Origin of the sequence: Legionella londiniensis, assembly GCF_001467825.1 — a bacterium.
GTDB lineage: Bacteria > Pseudomonadota > Gammaproteobacteria > Legionellales > Legionellaceae > Legionella_A > Legionella_A londiniensis.
In genome coordinates this window covers 1-15,860 of record NZ_LNYK01000002.1, presented here as the reverse complement: position 1 = coordinate 15,860, position 15,860 = coordinate 1, and the positions used below count along the sequence as shown (strand labels likewise).

Genomic DNA, 15,860 nt, shown 5'->3' with positions numbered 1-15,860 from the left:
TTTATCAAATTTCGCCCCTCAGGATAAGTAAAGAGGATGAGTAAAGAGTTGCACTTATCAGCGACAACAGTATAATGTGGGGGATGTATATTTTGTTTATTTGTTGAGCAAATAGCTTGCCGAATAAATGCAGCCTTAATAAATATGTTTTAAATTAGAAGAAGTGACTATATGAATACAGCTGCGCTCTCTCAGTCTGAACGATTCGATTGCAAAAACCAGCTTGCCTATGCTTGGTTAATTTGGGGTCTTGCCGCCGGTTTTTATTTCTCGGACTACATGGCCCGTGTAGCGCCAAGCGTCATGCATCGATATCTTCAAATCGATTTTGGCATTAATGAAGCAGGCTTTGGAATTCTAACCGCTTCTTTTTATATTCCGTATATCTTGATGCAAATTCCAGTAGGCCTCGCTGCTGACCGAATCAGCATTCGTTGGCTTTTAACCATTATGTCGCTCGTCACCGCATTTGGGTGTTGTGTATTTGGTTTGGCTGATGGACTAATGATGGCGTCTGTTGGCAGAATGTTTATTGGGTTTAGCGCCGCATTTGCTTTTGTTTGCGCTTTAAGACTGGCTACTTCCTGGTTTCCGCCGGTAATGCTTGGCCTGCTTGCAGGATTGACCCAGGCTTTAGGCATGCTTGGAGCCGCAGCAGGGGAGGCGCCGGTATCCTTACTGGTCAGCTGGGTTGGCTGGCGGCACAGCATGCTGATCATAGCCTTTTTGTTCATTGTACTGGCAGCTTTACTTTATCAGTTTATTCAGGACAGGCCCGGCAGGAAATATAAATCGGGCAAAGCCGCTTCACACGAGGTCAGCCTCAGCATCCTTGAAAGCCTACGCATTATATTAACTAACCGGCAAACCTGGATAAATGCCCTGTATGCCGGATTCCTGTTTGGGCCAACAGCAGTGATCGGTGAGGCGATTGGACCTGCGTATCTGCAATATGGGCGCGGTTTAACCGACCACTCTGCAGCCTTTGCTACAGGACTTATCTTTATTGGTTGGGGGCTTGGAGGCCCATTGACAGGATGGATCTCGGATAAAATCGGGCGGCGTAAGCCAGTCATGATCTTGTCTGCTCTATGCGGGATCATTTTAACCTCAATCTTTGTATTTTATCCGGAAATGAATCAATATTCCGCATACCTTCTATTTTTTGTTTTTGGATTAACCAACACCGGTGTTGCTATTGCTTATGCTGTATCGACTGAGCTACATGACAGAAATGTAGTTGGCACATCCATTGCCTTTACGAATATGACCTCTATATTTGTTGGCGCACTGATGCAGCCGCTGGTTGGTCGATTGGTTGATATGGTAGCTGGTGCGCGGGCTTATGATGTTGAAATGTTAAAGTTAGCTGATTTTCAATTTGGTTTACAAATTTTACCGCTCTGTTCATTGGTAGCGTTGATCCTGGCGTTAGCAGTGAAAGAAACTTATTGTCGCCCGGTTAAACATTGATTTAAGCGCTTGCCTTTGGATTATTTAATCCGGAATAGGCAGCCAACCGGCCTAAAACAGCGTTAATGCAAGGCGAAAACCCGCCCCATGCATGAGCATTTACGCTGTTTTAGCCTCGATATTCCGCTGTTTCGATTAATTAAACAAAGAAACTCTCTTTTTTTTATTGTTTTCTTCTTCCTCGCCTTAAAGCCTGGCATATCGGCTCATTTTTTATTCAAATATATCCTTGTCGACAGGCATCAATTAACATGCTTTAATAGTCGTTGTTTCTTTTCATTTTTTTGCAGCTCGGCGTTTTCTCTGGCAAAAATCTTGATGGCTATCCTTGCCGGAGGAGCATGACATAAACGGAGATAATAATGAAAAAAATTATAGGATTAGTGATTATCCTGGCTGTCCTCATCGTGGGCAGTTATTATGTAACAGGATTAATCACAGAACGAACCCTGAAGAAAGATATCAATATCATTAACCAGAGTAATGGTTTATTCGTTGATATTCAACAATATGATCGCGGCTGGTTCACGTCTACTGCTCAGCTTAAATGGCAAATGCATATACCAGAGCGTGTGGTCAAGACAGATAATGGCCAGACTAAAACGGTGCCTGCGCAAGATTACACCCTGGACATGCCGCTTAAAATTTATCATGGCCCGGTTATGATTGCGGATACAGTTCGGTTCGGCCTGGGCTATGCCTATACTAAATTGACTCTTCCTGAAACTTACTATGAGCAATTCGGCCAGTATTTCACAGCTGAATCTACCAAACCCGAACTCAAGATCAGCGTGCTGGTCAATTATTTTAACAAAAGTCATTTTCGGGTGAATGTATTGCCTTTTAAACTCATCACAAAAGAAGATAACGCACAATTTGAATGGCTGGGAATGATTAGTGATGTGGCTATTTCAAGTAATCTGAAGAATGTTGATGGTGAGTTTACCATTGAAGGACTCATTTTTCATAAGGACGATACAACAGCCCGCCTGGGTCAGGTCAGCAGCGATTATGAAATGAGCCAAACTAAATCAGGGCTGTATATTGGCGAAGCCAGCTTGAATTTCCCTTCTTTTGAGATCGCCGAGAAAGAAAATATTATTTTTGATCTCAAAAAGCTTTATCTCCATACGAGTAGTGATATTGAGGACGGTTTATTTAGCTCTTACTTCAAGGCTTCCTTGGATAAAATCGTTGCAAATGGAAAAACATATGGGCCTGGGCGTTTGGAGATGTCCATAAAAAATCTTGACGCAGAGGTGATGGCAAAAATCAATGAGCAAGTTAACAAGCTGCAGGACGGTTCTGATCAGGAGCGTCAGCAAGCTTTATTGGCTTTAGCCCCCGATCTGCCTAAATTGTTTGCTAAGGGCGCTGAATTTTCAATTTCTGAATTAAGCTTTACCATGCCTGAGGGCGTGCTCAAGGGAAATTTATTGTTTTCATTGCCTAAAGGGGAATCAGACAATCCTTTCCAACTCATTCAGAAAGTAGAAGGTGATGGAAAACTGAGAATTCCCGCCGAAGTACTTAGGCAAGTTCTTGTAAAATCAGCAAAAGAAAAGTTGATGCAACAGCCTGACCTGCCTGGTACAGAATCTGCTGGAGATGCCAAAAAGGAACAAATAGCTGAAGGCGATGTTGTCGCAGAGGAATCAGCTGACAAGCAAGTTACAGTTGCTGAAATTGAACAAAAAGCCAAGCAGCAGACTGATCAAAAATTGGAAAATCTTGTGCAATCAGGTGTTTTGCAGAAGAAAGAGGATGCTTATATCATTGAAATGAAGCTTGCCAATGGCCAGTTACTGATAAACGGTAAGCCATTTAATATGGACATGTTTAAATTTTAATGCTGAAGGTGGGGCAACCCACCTTGATTTTTCAAGATTTTTATACTCACTATCCTTGTCGAGTTTTGCTCAATTCGTTAAAATACTGTTTTTAAAAGAAGGAGTAAATAATAATGACAACAATCAGCAATGAAGCTGGAGAAGCTACTGGGTCATTGGCCGAAAGTGTAACCCAGTGCGTGCAGAAATATTTTTCAGAGCTAAAAGACACTGATCCTGTTGATCTTTACCAATTTGTTCTTGAAGAAGTAGAAACCCCTCTTTTCCGCGCTGTGATGGAACACTGCAAATATAATCAATCACGCGCTGCCCTCATGCTTGGAATCAGCCGCGGTACCCTTAGAACCAAATTACGCCGCTACTTTGACGATAAATATGTCGGCACACGCGAATAAACCGAATCAATTCAGTTATTGATGATCAGTTTGCTGAATGCCATGCGTTTAGCGATTCTTATGATCATCAATTCAAACGTTGAGCCAAGGCTTAACAAGGGTTGAGCTTATCCCGGCCAAGGAGGGAAGCCAGGGTCATTTTTCCTCAAAATCCCCAAGGTATTGGAGATCAGCATAATGCATTATACGCCGTAATGCGGGTTTGCATTTAACAAATGTTGCCAAGCCTAATCATTTGAGGATATTTTGCTGTAGGCGACGCAGCAGATCCGCTGCAACAGGGATTGAAAGGAGTTAATCAGCAAACATAGAGCTGATTGATTCTTCTTCATTAACGCGCTTAATAGCCTGAGCTATCATATTAGCGAGGCTTACGACCCTTATTTTATTGCATTTTCTGGCTTTTTCAGATAAAGGTATCGTATCGGTCACAACGACCTCATCCAGGTATGAGTTGGTGATATTTTCTACTGCAGGCCCTGAAAGAACCGGATGAGTGATATAAGCGCTTACGCTCTCTGCACCAATTTTCTTGAGCTCGTGAGCAGCGGAACATAAAGTTCCTGCTGTGTCTACTATGTCGTCTACAATCAGGCAGTGCCTGCCTTTTGGCTCGCCAATAATATGCATGACTTCTGATTTATTAGGACCGCTTCGGCGCTTATCAATGATGGTTAGCTCCGCATCGTTCAATCTTTTTGCCATCGCTCGGGCGCGAACGACTCCACCTACATCAGGTGAAACCACCATTAGATTGTTCAAGTTTTTTTGTTTTATGTCTTCCAGTAATATTGGGGTAGAGTAAACATTGTCTACAGGCATACAAAAAAAGCCTTGTATTTGATCGGCATGCAAGTCAACAGTAAGTACACGGCTAATTCCAACTGATGTCATCATATCTGCTACAACTTTTGCAGTGATAGGGACTCTTGCGGAACGAACTCTTCTATCCTGTCTTGCATATCCAAAATAGGGAACAACCGCTGTAATTCTTCCTGCAGAAGAGCGCCTTAGCGCATCAGCCATAACCAGCAATTCCATGAGGTTATCATTCGCTGGGGCACAAGTAGATTGAATAATAAAAACATCGCGTCCACGCACATTTTCGAGAATTTCAACCATCGTTTCGCCATCGCTAAATGTGCCGACATTGGCTTTTCCAATTGGTAGCTTTAAGTAAGATGAAATTTTAGATGCCAGTTCTGGATTTGCATTTCCAGTAAAAATCATCATCGTCGACATGCGTGAACCCTTTGATTTAACAGGATATCGGTAAACTGCCAAGCGTTATGCAATATAGACTGTTTCAATCCACCATCGTTAGGGTCATATCAATTTTCCAGCTTGGATTCTTGAACTTATTCCTACCTATGACGGCAAATAAAGTATACATTACATCAGAAATTTATTATGTGTTACCAGCTTATTCTGCAGTGTAATATATCCAGATAGAGTCTATTTAAACACATGGCAGAAGACAGCCAGAAAGATATTGTTATTATTTTAGCGATCCGGCGAACGCATCCTTCCCGGGGATCTTCTGCCGTCTGTTTACTTGAATTAACAAGAAATTGGCTGGGGTGCTAGGATTCGAACCTAGGTATGCAGGGATCAAAACCCTGTGCCTTACCGCTTGGCGACACCCCAAAAATCGATGTATCATCCTTAAAAAAACGCTGCTGCTCTCGCTGCGAACAGGTGGGTATTTTGCAGCGATTTAAGCAGCTTGTCAATGTGAGCTATAAAAAAAATTGCTACACGGACCATTGTTTAATAACAAACTTGATGGTTACACCATTGCCATGTAATTCCATCTTGCTTGGCAGATCAATATTATTAACAGAAGTATAGCGCGTGTAATTTATTGTATAGCCAGATTGTTTAAGATACGTTAAATGATTGTATTGATCATATTTGGCGGATTGAATTGCGCCGGGTGCAGGGATGCCTCTGACCCAATAATACAAATTGTTTACAGGCAGGCGGATTCCTGTCTCTTGTTGCAATAATTCATCGGCATTTTTGGAGGTGACGGTTTTGGGGCCATCTTTATAAGTCACGACTCCGTTATGTTTCTCAATAATTACGGTACCCCCGCCTAATGGCCCAAAAAGCCGGATTTGGTAGTTATTCATGCCTTGTTGGCGCCAATTGACGGAGGCAGTCCAGGATTTTTTTTGATTTTTAGCGGCCATGGCGCCGGTGACAACCCAGGAAGATACGGTGGCTGTTTGCTTCTCCCTTTTCTCTACTGGCATGGTGATGTTTTCAGGTGCTTGAGAGGCGGGTTGCGGCGGTGCGCAGGCAGTGAGAAAACAAAGGCCGACAAGACAAGTTTTTTTAATTGCATTCATTTGCATGGTTATAGCTCCCTCATATAACTTTTGTTGAATTAGTGAATGTTTGTCCTCATTGAACTGTCCAGTTGTAAGTGATAAGCAAAATTAAAGCTTAGTCACAGCATGTTCGCTTCAACAATCCATTGAGGAAAATAAAGAACAGAATCATGAGTATAACTCATTTTCAATTTGCGCTGGCAATGGTTTTTCGTAAAACAATACGCTAGACTGGGGCAATATGCAATCATGAAAATTCCGCAACCTATGAAACATAAAGCAATTTATCCAGGGACATTTGATCCTGTCACCAATGGGCATATTGATATCATCTCCAGGGCGTCAAAACTTTTTCCAGAACTTATTGTGGCAGTTGCCAGTAATAATGCCAAGCGTCCGTTTTTTTCGCTATCTACCCGTATTGAGCTGGTTCAAAAATCGGTGCGGGAACTTTCCAACGTGACCGTTATCGGGTTTGATACCCTATTGATTCATTTTGCCGAGCAACAGAACGCCGGCGTTATTTTACGCGGCTTACGTGCTGTTTCTGATTTTGAATATGAATTCCAGTTAGCTGGCATGAATCGCAAACTCTCAAAGCATATTGAAACCATGTTTTTAACCCCATCAGAAAATTATATGTTCCTATCTTCCACTCTGGTGCGTGAAATTGCGGGGCTTGGCGGGGATGTTTCTGAATTTGTTCCAGAATATGTCGTTCACGCCCTGAAGGAAATAAAAGAGTCTCCCTGATGAATCTTGGCTTTTTAAGTCAGGTTTTTCTTCTATTGGCGAATCTGATGGCTTTTATTTCAGCCTATGCAGGTTCGCCGCCAGGTTATGCCGTAGCATCCGCCCATCCCCTGGCAACTAATGCAGGCCTTGCCATATTGGCTGAGGGCGGCAATGCTTTTGATGCAGCAGTTACAGTCAGTGCTGTTTTGGCCGTGGTGGCTCCTTACCATTCAGGACTTGGTGGCGGTGGTTTTTGGCTGCTATTTGACGCAACATCTGGAAAGCACATTTTCATCGATGGTCGCGAAGTTGCTCCTCTTAGGGCTACGAAAAACATGTTTTTGGGCAGTGACGGCAAACCGGTTCCCGGATTGTCATTGCATGGGGGATTATCTGCCGCTATCCCTGGAGAACCTGCGGCACTGGTTTGGATTGCTAAACATTATGGACGGCTGCCTTTAGCCAAAACGCTTGCTCCGGCAATCAAATTGGCTGAACAGGGTTTTCCGGTTGACCATCAATTCATCCATTTTACCATGATGGGGGACAGGATAAATAAAATGCGCCAATACCCGGCAACCGCTGCAGTTTATTTAAAAAATGGCAGGCCTTATCAGCTCGGTGAATATTTAAAGCAGCCTGATCTTGCCCATACTTTGAAAGTATTGGCTGAAAAGGGGCATGATGGCTTTTACCGCGGATCAATCGCAAAGCAGCTGGTAGAGGGGGTTAACAAAGCAGGGGGAATATGGACGTTAAATGATCTGGACCGTTATCAGATCCGTATGCGAGAACCGCTCGTGGGTCGTTACCGCAATATGCGCATTATTACTGCCCCCTTGCCTTCAGCAGGCGGCATATCCCTGCTTTTAATGCTCAATATTCTTGCTGATTTGCCCCTGCAGAATAGATCTAAGCCGCAATGGGTTCATTATCTGGTTGAGGCCATGCGCCTGGCCTATTGGCAAAGGGCAGAGTATTTGGGAGACCCGGATTTTGTGGAAGTTCCGATAACCAAGCTGCTCTCAAAGGAAAATGTCGACTATTTAAGGGGCTTGATAAAACCTGGGCGAGCCACCCCAAGCCATCTTCTGCCCGTAAAAAAGACTGAAGATAATGAACAACAGAATACAACTCATTTTTCGATTATTGATACTGAAGGAAATCGTGTTGCCGCAACACTGACTGTGAACTATATTTTTGGTTCCAGTGTGGTCGCTGAAGGAACTGGGGTATTATTAAATGATGAAATGGATGATTTTTCCAGCAAGCCAGGCGTGATGAATGTCTTTGGGTTAACTGGCAGTGAAAAAAACGCCATTGCGCCAGGAAAAAGGCCGCTCTCCAGCATGACCCCGACTTTTCTTGAATTGCCAGGAAGAACAGCCATCCTCGGTACGCCGGGCGGCAGCCGGATCCCAAGCATGCTCTTGCTTGGCGCCCTGAAATTTTATGACTCATATGGCGCAATCACCATAGTCTCTGCAATGCGGTTTCATCATCAGTATTTACCCGACTCGCTTGTGTTTGAACCGGATACCTTTTCCGAACCTTTACAAAAGAAACTGCAGGAGATGGGTTATCGTTTGTTTGCCTTGTCCCAGTATTATGGGGATATGCAGGCCATTACCTGGGATCAAAGGCAGAATTTGCTAACAGCAGCCTCAGATCCGAGAAATATAGGGCTCGCTGCAGTAATCAGTCAAAAAAATAAAGCAGCTTATGGGTACGAGTATTGATGCAAGCCTTAGTTGATGAACTGATTGACATGGATTCTGCCAGGGTATCTGATTATCGCCCTGAGCCTTTAAGCAACTCTTCCATTGCTTGATGCACTTTGTCTATCAGAGCTTCTTTATCTTCCAGGCTGTATTCTGATGCATCAATCGGTTGGCCAATACGAATTTCTGCTTTTTGGCTTATGTTAAATTGATAGGTTTTTGCCGGCAAAATATCATAGGCGCCAAGAATGCCGATCGGAATAATCGTGGCTTTGGCTTGAATGGCAGTGATAAACGCACCTTTTTTAAAGGACGCCAGTTTTCCGGTTTTGGAACGCGTGCCTTCCGGCGCAATCCACATCACAATGCCGCTATCCAAGAGTTTTTGCACATATTTTAGATCTTCGATGGCTTGCCGTCTGTTATGGCGGTCAATAAATGGAAATTCAGCCACTTTCATGGCCTTGCCCATAACCGGGATTTTTGACAATTCCTTTTTGGCAAGCATGCGAATGGAGTGGTTGGGAAATGCTTTTATACTGAGCGGGATATCATACAAGCTTGTGTGATTGCACATGATAATGGTTGGTTCACGTTTTTTTGGTTCAACATGATGCGGATTAATGATTTGATAATCTACTTTGACCTGTTCAAGTATGTTGTCAACCCAACGATGCATTTCCTTATCGACCCACTCTCGATTAATTTTGCCAAAAAAAGAGCGGATGATGGCGCGGCTGCAGGTAACAACGGTATAAAAAACAGATAAAATGATGATTCGTGTAGTCTGAAATACGCTCGCTTTCATAAAATTGCCTGTTTCCAACGAAGAATTGCGGATCATACTGTATGGCCTTTTGTTTGCCCACAGTAATAAGATGAATTTTTTTTGGTTTTTCCAATGGGCCTTTCTATCACGCGTCGCTAATATGGCCTGCTTGATTTTGACATTGAGGACAAAAAGCCGATTTTCGACCGGCAATAATAGTCGACTCAATTGTTGCTTCACAACGAACACAGGCTAAACCCTGGCGACCGTAGATTTGTAATGACAGTGAAAAGTAACCTGGCTTGCCGTCTGAGGCATAAAAGTCACGCAAGGTTGTGCCGCCCTGTTCTATAGCCTGTTGCAAAACTGATTTAATCTGCTGGGCAAGACGAATATATTGTTTGTGCGGGATGGCTCCGGCAGGCATTGTTGGATGGATGTTCGCTAAAAACAAACTTTCAGAAGCGTAAATATTGCCCACTCCGACTACGACACGGTTGTCCATGATAAATGATTTAACAGGTTGCTGTTTATTCCGCGATTTTAAAAATAAATAATCGCCAGTAAATTCATCTGATAAGGGTTCAAGTCCAAGATGGGATAACAGGGGATGCTCTCCTGCAGGATTAGGAGCGTAAAGCCACAAGCCAAAACGGCGGGGATCATGATACCTCAGGATATAGCCACTGGTTAAAATTAAGTCTATATGATCGTGCTTTTTGATTGGACTTTCCCTGTCCACGATGCGCAAATGGCCTGACATGCCAAGATGAATCAATAGCGCACCAGGCGGTAATTCCAAAATCAGGTACTTGCCTCTGCGTGCGATGCCAACAATCTGCTGACCTCTGCACCGCGTTCTTATCCCGTCATCGACCGGGAGGCGAAGTTTACTTTGCCGAACAATGATGTCTGCAATGGTTTGTTTCAGTAAAAATGAGCTGATACCACGCTTTGTGGTTTCTACTTCTGGCAATTCCGGCATGGCAAATTCTGGCAGCTAGTCTTGATCTTTTTTTTCATGCTCAATGACGCGTCCTTTTTTCTGATTTTCAGAAGGGCCTGGAAAAAAATAATTTTTTATGAAATAAACGAGCCAGATAACGCCGCCAATGAGAACTCCCCATACCAGGACGTAAGAAAACATGATTAAAAGGCCTATTGCCAGGGCAATCCCAATGCCTAAAACAATAAAAGGAATCAATTGTTCCAATAGTTGCTGGAATTTATTATTCATATCTGCACTCTAAAAAGAATAAAAAACAATATAAAATTATCATGCACAATTAAGGATGTTGCAATGACTGGGCCCAATTATGGGCAAAATATGGTATTATAAGTATAATGTGGTCGATATTTGTTTTAAAATATCAATATCGGCATTTGTTCAATGCTATTGATGATTTGGCATTTTTGTTTGTTAGTTAGGAGTTCCTATGATTTTTGGTGTTCTAAACCTCTCATTTTGGGGTTATGTGTTGGCAACGGTTATCCTGACACAAATCACCATCGCTTCTGTGACGATTTATTTGCACCGTTACCAAACCCACCGCGCTTTGACGTTGCATCCGTTAGTAAGCCATGTGTTTCGTTTCTGGTTATGGTTGACCACGGGCATGGTCACTGGAGAATGGGTAGCCATCCATCGTAAGCATCATGCGACCACCGATGTGGAAGGAGACCCTCATAGCCCTAAGGTGTTGGGTTTAAAAAAAGTATTTTGGGAAGGCGCTGAATTGTACAGGCAGGCTGCCAAAGACAAGGAAATGATTAAGAAATATTCTCAAGGTACGCCTGACGACTGGATTGAGCGCAATATCTATTCCCGCCATTCAGGCAAAGGGATTGTACTCATGTTATTGATCAATCTGATTTTATTTGGCATCCCAGGGGTCACCATATGGGCCATACAAATGATGTGGATTCCGGTTTGGGCTGCAGGAGTTGTGAATGGCATTGGTCACCACTGGGGTTACCGGAACTTTGAATGCCATGATACGTCCACCAATATTTTCCCCTGGGGATTTTGGATTGGCGGTGAAGAATTGCACAACAACCACCATACATTTGCCTCATCAGCCAAATTTTCTGTGAAATGGTGGGAATTTGATTTAGGCTGGTTTTATATCTGCTGCCTTTCCTTCCTGGGTTTGGCAAAAGTAAAAAAAATACCGCCGAAGCTTGCCAGGGCGGAAGGCAAATTGCATGTAGATTTAGATACGGTGAAAGCAGTGATTGCAAACCGCTTTCAGGTTATGGCGTATTATTACAAACAGGTTGTGCGGCCGATCCTTCGGCATGAAAAGCGCAATGGCGTTGAAAGCAAGTGCGATAAACGTTTGTTCCAGCGGGCCGGGCGCCTGTTGCGCAGGCAGGAATCCTTGTTGTCGCCAAAGGCACAGACTCGACTGCAGGCTTTGCTAAAACGGTATGATAATTTGCGAACTGTTTATCATTACCGCCAGTCCTTGCAAAATATCTGGTTAAAAACCGCTGCGTCACAAAAGGAATTGATTGAATCGCTGCAACATTGGTGTAAACAGGCAGAAGAATCCGGGCTTGAAGTTCTGCATCGCTTTGCCCAGCAAATTAAGGCTTTTGTACCGAAGACTGCAGCAGAATAATGAGACAGGCGCCAGAGCCCCCAAGCCAGGGCTTTAGCGCTTTAAGTATCTTTTTTAGCCAAATTTGACAAAACCTCTTTTTTATCCTGTAGTATATTGCCAACAAAAAATAAACACGGAGGTTGTTATGCAACGCAAGGTAGCGGTAGTCACAGGCGGGACAGGCGGTATTGGTTCTGCGATTAGCCAACGTTTGGCGGAAGAATATCAGGTTGTTGCCTGCTATTTCAAAAATGGCAACCATGAATCAGCCAGGCAGTGGCAGGAAACACAAAAACGGGCTGGTTTTGACATTGATATTGTCTATGCTGATATTGCCAAATATGCTGACTGCGAGAAGCTGGTATCCCTCGTGCTGGAGCGTTATAACCGGATTGATGTTTTGGTCAATAATGCAGGAATTACCATTGACACCACGTTAAAAAAAATGTCGCCCGGGCAATGGCAGGATGTCATTGATGCAAATTTAAACAGTGTCTTCAATATGACTCGCAATGTGCTGCCTGCCATGCTTGAGCGTGAATTTGGGCGTATCATCAGTATCTCGTCGATTAATGGCCGGAAGGGGCAATTTGGCCAATGCAACTATGCCGCAACCAAAGCTGCTTTATTTGGGTTTACCAAAAGTTTGGCGCAGGAAGTTGCAAGCAAGGGCATTACCGTGAATACCATCTCTCCGGGTTATATTGCAACGCCTATGCTGTCATCACTCAGAGAGGAAATTCTAAACAGTATTATTGCCAGTATTCCTGTCGGGCGATTGGGTAAACCGGAAGAGATTGCTCATGCCGTGGCCTTTTTAGCCTCTCCTGATGCAGCTTTTATTACTGGCGCCAATTTGGATGTGAATGGCGGCCAATACATGTAATGAAGATAAATACCGGGTCGGCGCTTTTTTGCCAAAGCCCGGAATATCTTACAAAGCTCCCGGCCAAATACAATTTTTAAACAATGAGGATAATGCATCATGTCTAATCAAGTTGTACTCATCACCGGGGGCATTGGAGATATAGGCACTGCGATTGCAAAAGAACTCAATAAAGATTATGCCCATGTAGTTGCCTTGGATGTCGCCAGCGAAAAGGAAGGCCAGCAATGGGTAAAAAAGCTTGAAATCGAAGGGTATAAGCATTGTGCCTACCGCAAAATGGATGTTACCGATTTTAAAGAATGCAAAAGGGTGATAACCAATATCCTGGCAGATTTCGGGCGAATTGATGCGTTAATCAATAATGCAGGCATTACCATGGACGCGGTATTTCATAAAATGACAGAAGAGCAGTGGGATAAGGTATTGCGGGTGAATCTGGACGGTATGTTCAACGTAACAAGACAGGTTGTCGAGCATATGCGGGCAGAAGAACGGGGAAGGATTGTCAATATATCTTCAGTCAATGCGCTCAAGGGACAATATTCCCAGGCAAATTATGCAGCATCCAAGTCAGGAATATACGGCTTTACCAAAAGCCTTGCCCAGGAGCTCATGGCAAAAAATGTGACGGTTAACAGCATATCGCCTGGTTATGTGGATACTCATCTTATGGAGGGGATCAGGCCTGATATTTTAGAAAGCATCATTGCCCAGATACCGGCAAAGCGCCTTGCCAAACCAGAAGAGGTTGCCTGGGCAGTTGCCTTTTTGCTTCATGAGCGAAGCCAGTATATTACAGGAGCCAACTTATGTATTAATGGCGGTTTGTACATGTATTAAAATGCATTTTTCTTTTAACACTTGACTAATTTCCCATTGCCACAAACAATATCCGCAAATTAAAAAAAGAGAATAACCATGCATATTACCCATATTCGCGGACGGGAGATCCTTGATTCTCGTGGTAATCCAACTGTTGAGGCAGAAGTTTTGCTAGATAATGGCATTATCGGGCGGGCAAGTGTCCCATCAGGCGCTTCCACTGGAACCCGCGAAGCCTGTGAGTTGCGTGATGGGGATTCTAAACGGTATGAGGGCAAGGGGGTATTGAAAGCAGTTGCCCATATCAATCAGGATATCCATCAGGCTTTATTGCATTCTCCGGTAGAAGATCAGGCAAAAATCGACAATATCTTATGTGAGCTCGACGGTACGAAGAATAAATCCAGGCTCGGCGCTAATGCGATTCTTGCGGTGTCTCTCGCTTGTGCGAGGGCAAGGGCAAAAGTGCTGAATATGCCTTTGTATCTATCCTTGCGGCAAAATAAGACCATGCAGATGCCGGTTCCCATGATGAATGTTTTGAATGGTGGCGCGCATGCTGATAATAATGTCGATATTCAAGAATTTATGATAATGCCTGTTGGCGCCCGGGACTTCCCGCATGCCATACAAATGGGCGCTGAAATCTTTCATCAATTAAAAGCTGTGATTAAGAGAAATGGATTAAGCACGGCAGTTGGGGATGAGGGCGGATTTGCGCCAAACCTTGAGTCAAATCAGCAGGCATTGGATATGCTCATGGAAGCAGTTATTGCTGCTGGCTATGAAGCAGGCAAGGATGTAGTGTTTGCGCTTGATGTGGCTGCATCCGAACTGTTCGGCAATGGGAAATACCATTTGGCTTCCGAGAACAGAACTTTGTCCAGTAATGAGCTGATTCAATATTATAAAAATCTTGTTGGACAATATCCCATCGCCAGCATTGAAGACGGTTTGGATGAAAGTGATTGGGATGGCTGGCAGGCATTAACTCAAGAATTGGGCCATACGATACAGTTGGTCGGCGACGATCTTTTTGTGACCAATCCTGAAATTTTAGAAAAAGGTATTCAAACCGGTACTGCTAATGCTGTTTTAATCAAGCTCAATCAAATTGGAACGCTGACTGAAACCCAGCAAACCATAAAGCTTGCTCATGACAACGGCTATCGCTCTGTGGTATCCCACCGTTCGGGAGAAACTGAAGATGTGTTCATCGCTGATTTGGCAGTAGGGAGCGGAAGCGGGCAGATTAAAACTGGCTCTCTCTGCCGGACAGACCGGGTTGCCAAATATAACCGCTTATTGCGCATTCATGAAGAATGCTCGCTGTCCTACCCCGGTACAAATGTTTTTCAAGGGAGTTGAAAAGCTTTTAAGCCACACGATTGGCACGGCAAAACCAATGGGATTATTACCTGAAAAGTTATTAACACGTATTGATGTTGTTACCAAGGTTCAAGAAAAAACATCAATTTCAAAGTACGCTGTAATACCTGTAAAGAACCTTGGGTGCTTTCCATTTCAGCCCAGCATAATAACCTTAAAGTCGCTCCGGATTTGAACCTGAAATTATTTGCTCGGCAAGATTGGCGACACAAGAACGCTCTTTAGCTGGGCATGGATTTAATCTTAAAAAGATCCTGAACGGCATCAAAAGTGATCTTGTGACATTTTTATTTTGCTACGACAATCTTTTGTTCATTTATTGCACAATATTTCAGGGTCGGGTATAATATATATAATATACATCATTAAGAGATTAACATGCCTGAGAATATCGGCAATGGAATTGTTGCGCTAGATGCCAAACAAAGGAACAAGAGGGTGCCTGATGTGGCAACATTGGACAGTGAGCATTCCCACAAATCGGAAACCTATGGATCTTTGATTAAAGAAAAGAAACTTCTCAAACAACAATATTCTGATTTAGAAAACACGACTGGTAAAGAGACATTAATTACCATAGGGATCTCAGCATTGACATTGACTGCACTTGGACTAGCCATTGCAACCGTTGCGATGGGTTTCCCGCCTTTAACGATTGCGATCGGTTTAGGGGCCGTTGTTCTAGGTGCGGCTGCAACGGCTGTTTACGTGACAAAAGCAATCTCTAACTACCGCCAATTATCAAGTATTGAAAAAAGAATTAGTGAATTAGACTTGCAGGCAGATAAAGTAGAGTTACGGTTGAAAGTTGTGTACGGAGATAATTGAAAAAAAGGTTGGGTGGTGTAGCCTCATTAACTGAAGAAGGTTAATGG

15 protein-coding genes and 1 tRNA gene are annotated in these 15,860 nt (G+C 43.5%); 10 read left to right on the top strand and 6 right to left on the bottom strand.

What is annotated here, in order from left to right; genetic code table 11:
- The first annotated feature begins 171 nt into the window (after positions 1–171).
- The 3 genes from Llon_RS01325 to Llon_RS01310 all read left to right on the top strand — a co-directional run bounded on the left by Llon_RS01325 (position 172) and on the right by Llon_RS01310 (position 3,718).
- A complete protein-coding gene (locus tag Llon_RS01325) occupies positions 172–1,473 on the top strand; it encodes an MFS transporter (protein WP_058528275.1) in 1,302 nt (433 codons plus the stop codon).
- A gap of 362 nt (positions 1,474–1,835) precedes the next feature.
- Positions 1,836–3,323, top strand: coding sequence for a YdgA family protein (locus Llon_RS01315; protein WP_058528273.1), 1,488 nt, complete (start codon positions 1,836–1,838; stop codon positions 3,321–3,323).
- A 113-nt stretch (positions 3,324–3,436) separates the two neighbouring features.
- The gene (locus Llon_RS01310) at positions 3,437–3,718 is read left to right on the top strand and encodes a helix-turn-helix domain-containing protein (protein WP_058528272.1); all 282 of its coding nucleotides are present in this window, start codon (positions 3,437–3,439) and stop codon (positions 3,716–3,718) included.
- Positions 3,719–4,012: 294 nt separating this feature from the next.
- Here Llon_RS01310 and Llon_RS01305 read toward each other — a convergent pair whose 3' ends face one another.
- The 3 genes from Llon_RS01305 to lolB form a co-directional block, all read right to left on the bottom strand.
- The gene (locus Llon_RS01305) at positions 4,013–4,960 is read right to left on the bottom strand and encodes a ribose-phosphate pyrophosphokinase (protein ID WP_058528271.1); all 948 of its coding nucleotides are present in this window, start codon (positions 4,958–4,960) and stop codon (positions 4,013–4,015) included.
- 330 nt (positions 4,961–5,290) lie between these two features.
- A tRNA-Gln gene (locus tag Llon_RS01300) sits at positions 5,291–5,365 on the bottom strand.
- Between the two features lie 107 nt (positions 5,366–5,472).
- Complete coding sequence (gene lolB, locus Llon_RS01295) at positions 5,473–6,072, bottom strand: lipoprotein insertase outer membrane protein LolB (protein ID WP_058528325.1); 600 nt, start codon at positions 6,070–6,072, stop codon at positions 5,473–5,475.
- A gap of 228 nt (positions 6,073–6,300) precedes the next feature.
- On the opposite strand from lolB, the gene coaD reads away from it, so the two are divergent.
- Positions 6,301–6,807: a pantetheine-phosphate adenylyltransferase gene (coaD, locus tag Llon_RS01290; protein WP_412754129.1), complete on the top strand. Its 507-nt coding sequence runs from the start codon at positions 6,301–6,303 to the stop codon at positions 6,805–6,807.
- Positions 6,807–8,528, top strand: coding sequence for a gamma-glutamyltransferase (ggt, locus tag Llon_RS01285; RefSeq protein WP_058528270.1), 1,722 nt, complete (start codon positions 6,807–6,809; stop codon positions 8,526–8,528). The genes coaD and ggt overlap by 1 nt, the downstream gene beginning before the upstream one ends.
- Before the next feature lie 52 nt (positions 8,529–8,580).
- On the opposite strand, the gene Llon_RS01280 is transcribed toward ggt, so the two are convergent.
- The 3 genes from Llon_RS01280 to Llon_RS01270 all read right to left on the bottom strand — a co-directional run bounded on the left by Llon_RS01280 (position 8,581) and on the right by Llon_RS01270 (position 10,516).
- Complete coding sequence (locus Llon_RS01280) at positions 8,581–9,318, bottom strand: lysophospholipid acyltransferase family protein (protein ID WP_058528323.1); 738 nt, start codon at positions 9,316–9,318, stop codon at positions 8,581–8,583.
- Positions 9,319–9,424: 106 nt separating this feature from the next.
- Positions 9,425–10,264 (bottom strand): bifunctional DNA-formamidopyrimidine glycosylase/DNA-(apurinic or apyrimidinic site) lyase, encoded by an 840-nt coding sequence (gene mutM, locus Llon_RS01275; RefSeq protein WP_058528269.1) that lies wholly within the window; start codon positions 10,262–10,264, stop codon positions 9,425–9,427.
- Positions 10,265–10,279: 15 nt separating this feature from the next.
- Positions 10,280–10,516 (bottom strand): hypothetical protein, encoded by a 237-nt coding sequence (locus Llon_RS01270; protein ID WP_058528268.1) that lies wholly within the window; start codon positions 10,514–10,516, stop codon positions 10,280–10,282.
- A gap of 199 nt (positions 10,517–10,715) precedes the next feature.
- Between Llon_RS01270 and Llon_RS01265 the strand changes: the two genes are divergently transcribed.
- The 5 genes from Llon_RS01265 to Llon_RS01240 all read left to right on the top strand — a co-directional run bounded on the left by Llon_RS01265 (position 10,716) and on the right by Llon_RS01240 (position 15,813).
- Entirely contained in the window at positions 10,716–11,903 is a 1,188-nt protein-coding gene (locus tag Llon_RS01265) for a DesA family fatty acid desaturase (RefSeq protein ID WP_058528267.1), read from the top strand.
- Between the two features lie 127 nt (positions 11,904–12,030).
- Positions 12,031–12,771 (top strand): acetoacetyl-CoA reductase, encoded by a 741-nt coding sequence (gene phbB, locus Llon_RS01260; protein WP_058528266.1) that lies wholly within the window; start codon positions 12,031–12,033, stop codon positions 12,769–12,771.
- 96 nt (positions 12,772–12,867) lie between these two features.
- Complete coding sequence (gene phbB / locus Llon_RS01255) at positions 12,868–13,614, top strand: acetoacetyl-CoA reductase (RefSeq protein WP_115336893.1); 747 nt, start codon at positions 12,868–12,870, stop codon at positions 13,612–13,614.
- A gap of 78 nt (positions 13,615–13,692) precedes the next feature.
- Complete coding sequence (gene eno, locus Llon_RS01250) at positions 13,693–14,964, top strand: phosphopyruvate hydratase (protein ID WP_058528264.1); 1,272 nt, start codon at positions 13,693–13,695, stop codon at positions 14,962–14,964.
- 399 nt (positions 14,965–15,363) lie between these two features.
- On the top strand, positions 15,364–15,813 hold the full coding sequence (locus Llon_RS01240; RefSeq protein WP_058528262.1) for an apolipoprotein L family protein: 450 nt from the start codon (positions 15,364–15,366) through the stop codon (positions 15,811–15,813).
- Positions 15,814–15,860 lie beyond the last annotated feature (47 nt).

Excerpts from the sequence above, each read along its gene's own strand:
- mutM (WP_058528269.1), bottom strand. The coding sequence starts at position 10,264 with ATGCCGGAATTGCCAGAAGTAGAAACCACAAAGCGTGGTATCAGCTCA.
- phbB (WP_058528266.1), top strand. The coding sequence starts at position 12,031 with ATGCAACGCAAGGTAGCGGTAGTCACAGGCGGGACAGGCGGTATTGGT.
- Llon_RS01305 (WP_058528271.1), bottom strand. The coding sequence starts at position 4,960 with ATGTCGACGATGATGATTTTTACTGGAAATGCAAATCCAGAACTGGCA.
- eno (WP_058528264.1), top strand. The coding sequence starts at position 13,693 with ATGCATATTACCCATATTCGCGGACGGGAGATCCTTGATTCTCGTGGT.
- Llon_RS01325 (WP_058528275.1), top strand. The coding sequence starts at position 172 with ATGAATACAGCTGCGCTCTCTCAGTCTGAACGATTCGATTGCAAAAAC.
- ggt (WP_058528270.1), top strand. The coding sequence starts at position 6,807 with ATGAATCTTGGCTTTTTAAGTCAGGTTTTTCTTCTATTGGCGAATCTG.
- Llon_RS01315 (WP_058528273.1), top strand. The coding sequence starts at position 1,836 with ATGAAAAAAATTATAGGATTAGTGATTATCCTGGCTGTCCTCATCGTG.
- Llon_RS01240 (WP_058528262.1), top strand. The coding sequence starts at position 15,364 with ATGCCTGAGAATATCGGCAATGGAATTGTTGCGCTAGATGCCAAACAA.
- Llon_RS01280 (WP_058528323.1), bottom strand. The coding sequence starts at position 9,318 with ATGAAAGCGAGCGTATTTCAGACTACACGAATCATCATTTTATCTGTT.
- lolB (WP_058528325.1), bottom strand. The coding sequence starts at position 6,072 with ATGAATGCAATTAAAAAAACTTGTCTTGTCGGCCTTTGTTTTCTCACT.
- Llon_RS01265 (WP_058528267.1), top strand. The coding sequence starts at position 10,716 with ATGATTTTTGGTGTTCTAAACCTCTCATTTTGGGGTTATGTGTTGGCA.
- Llon_RS01310 (WP_058528272.1), top strand. The coding sequence starts at position 3,437 with ATGACAACAATCAGCAATGAAGCTGGAGAAGCTACTGGGTCATTGGCC.
- Llon_RS01270 (WP_058528268.1), bottom strand. The coding sequence starts at position 10,516 with ATGAATAATAAATTCCAGCAACTATTGGAACAATTGATTCCTTTTATT.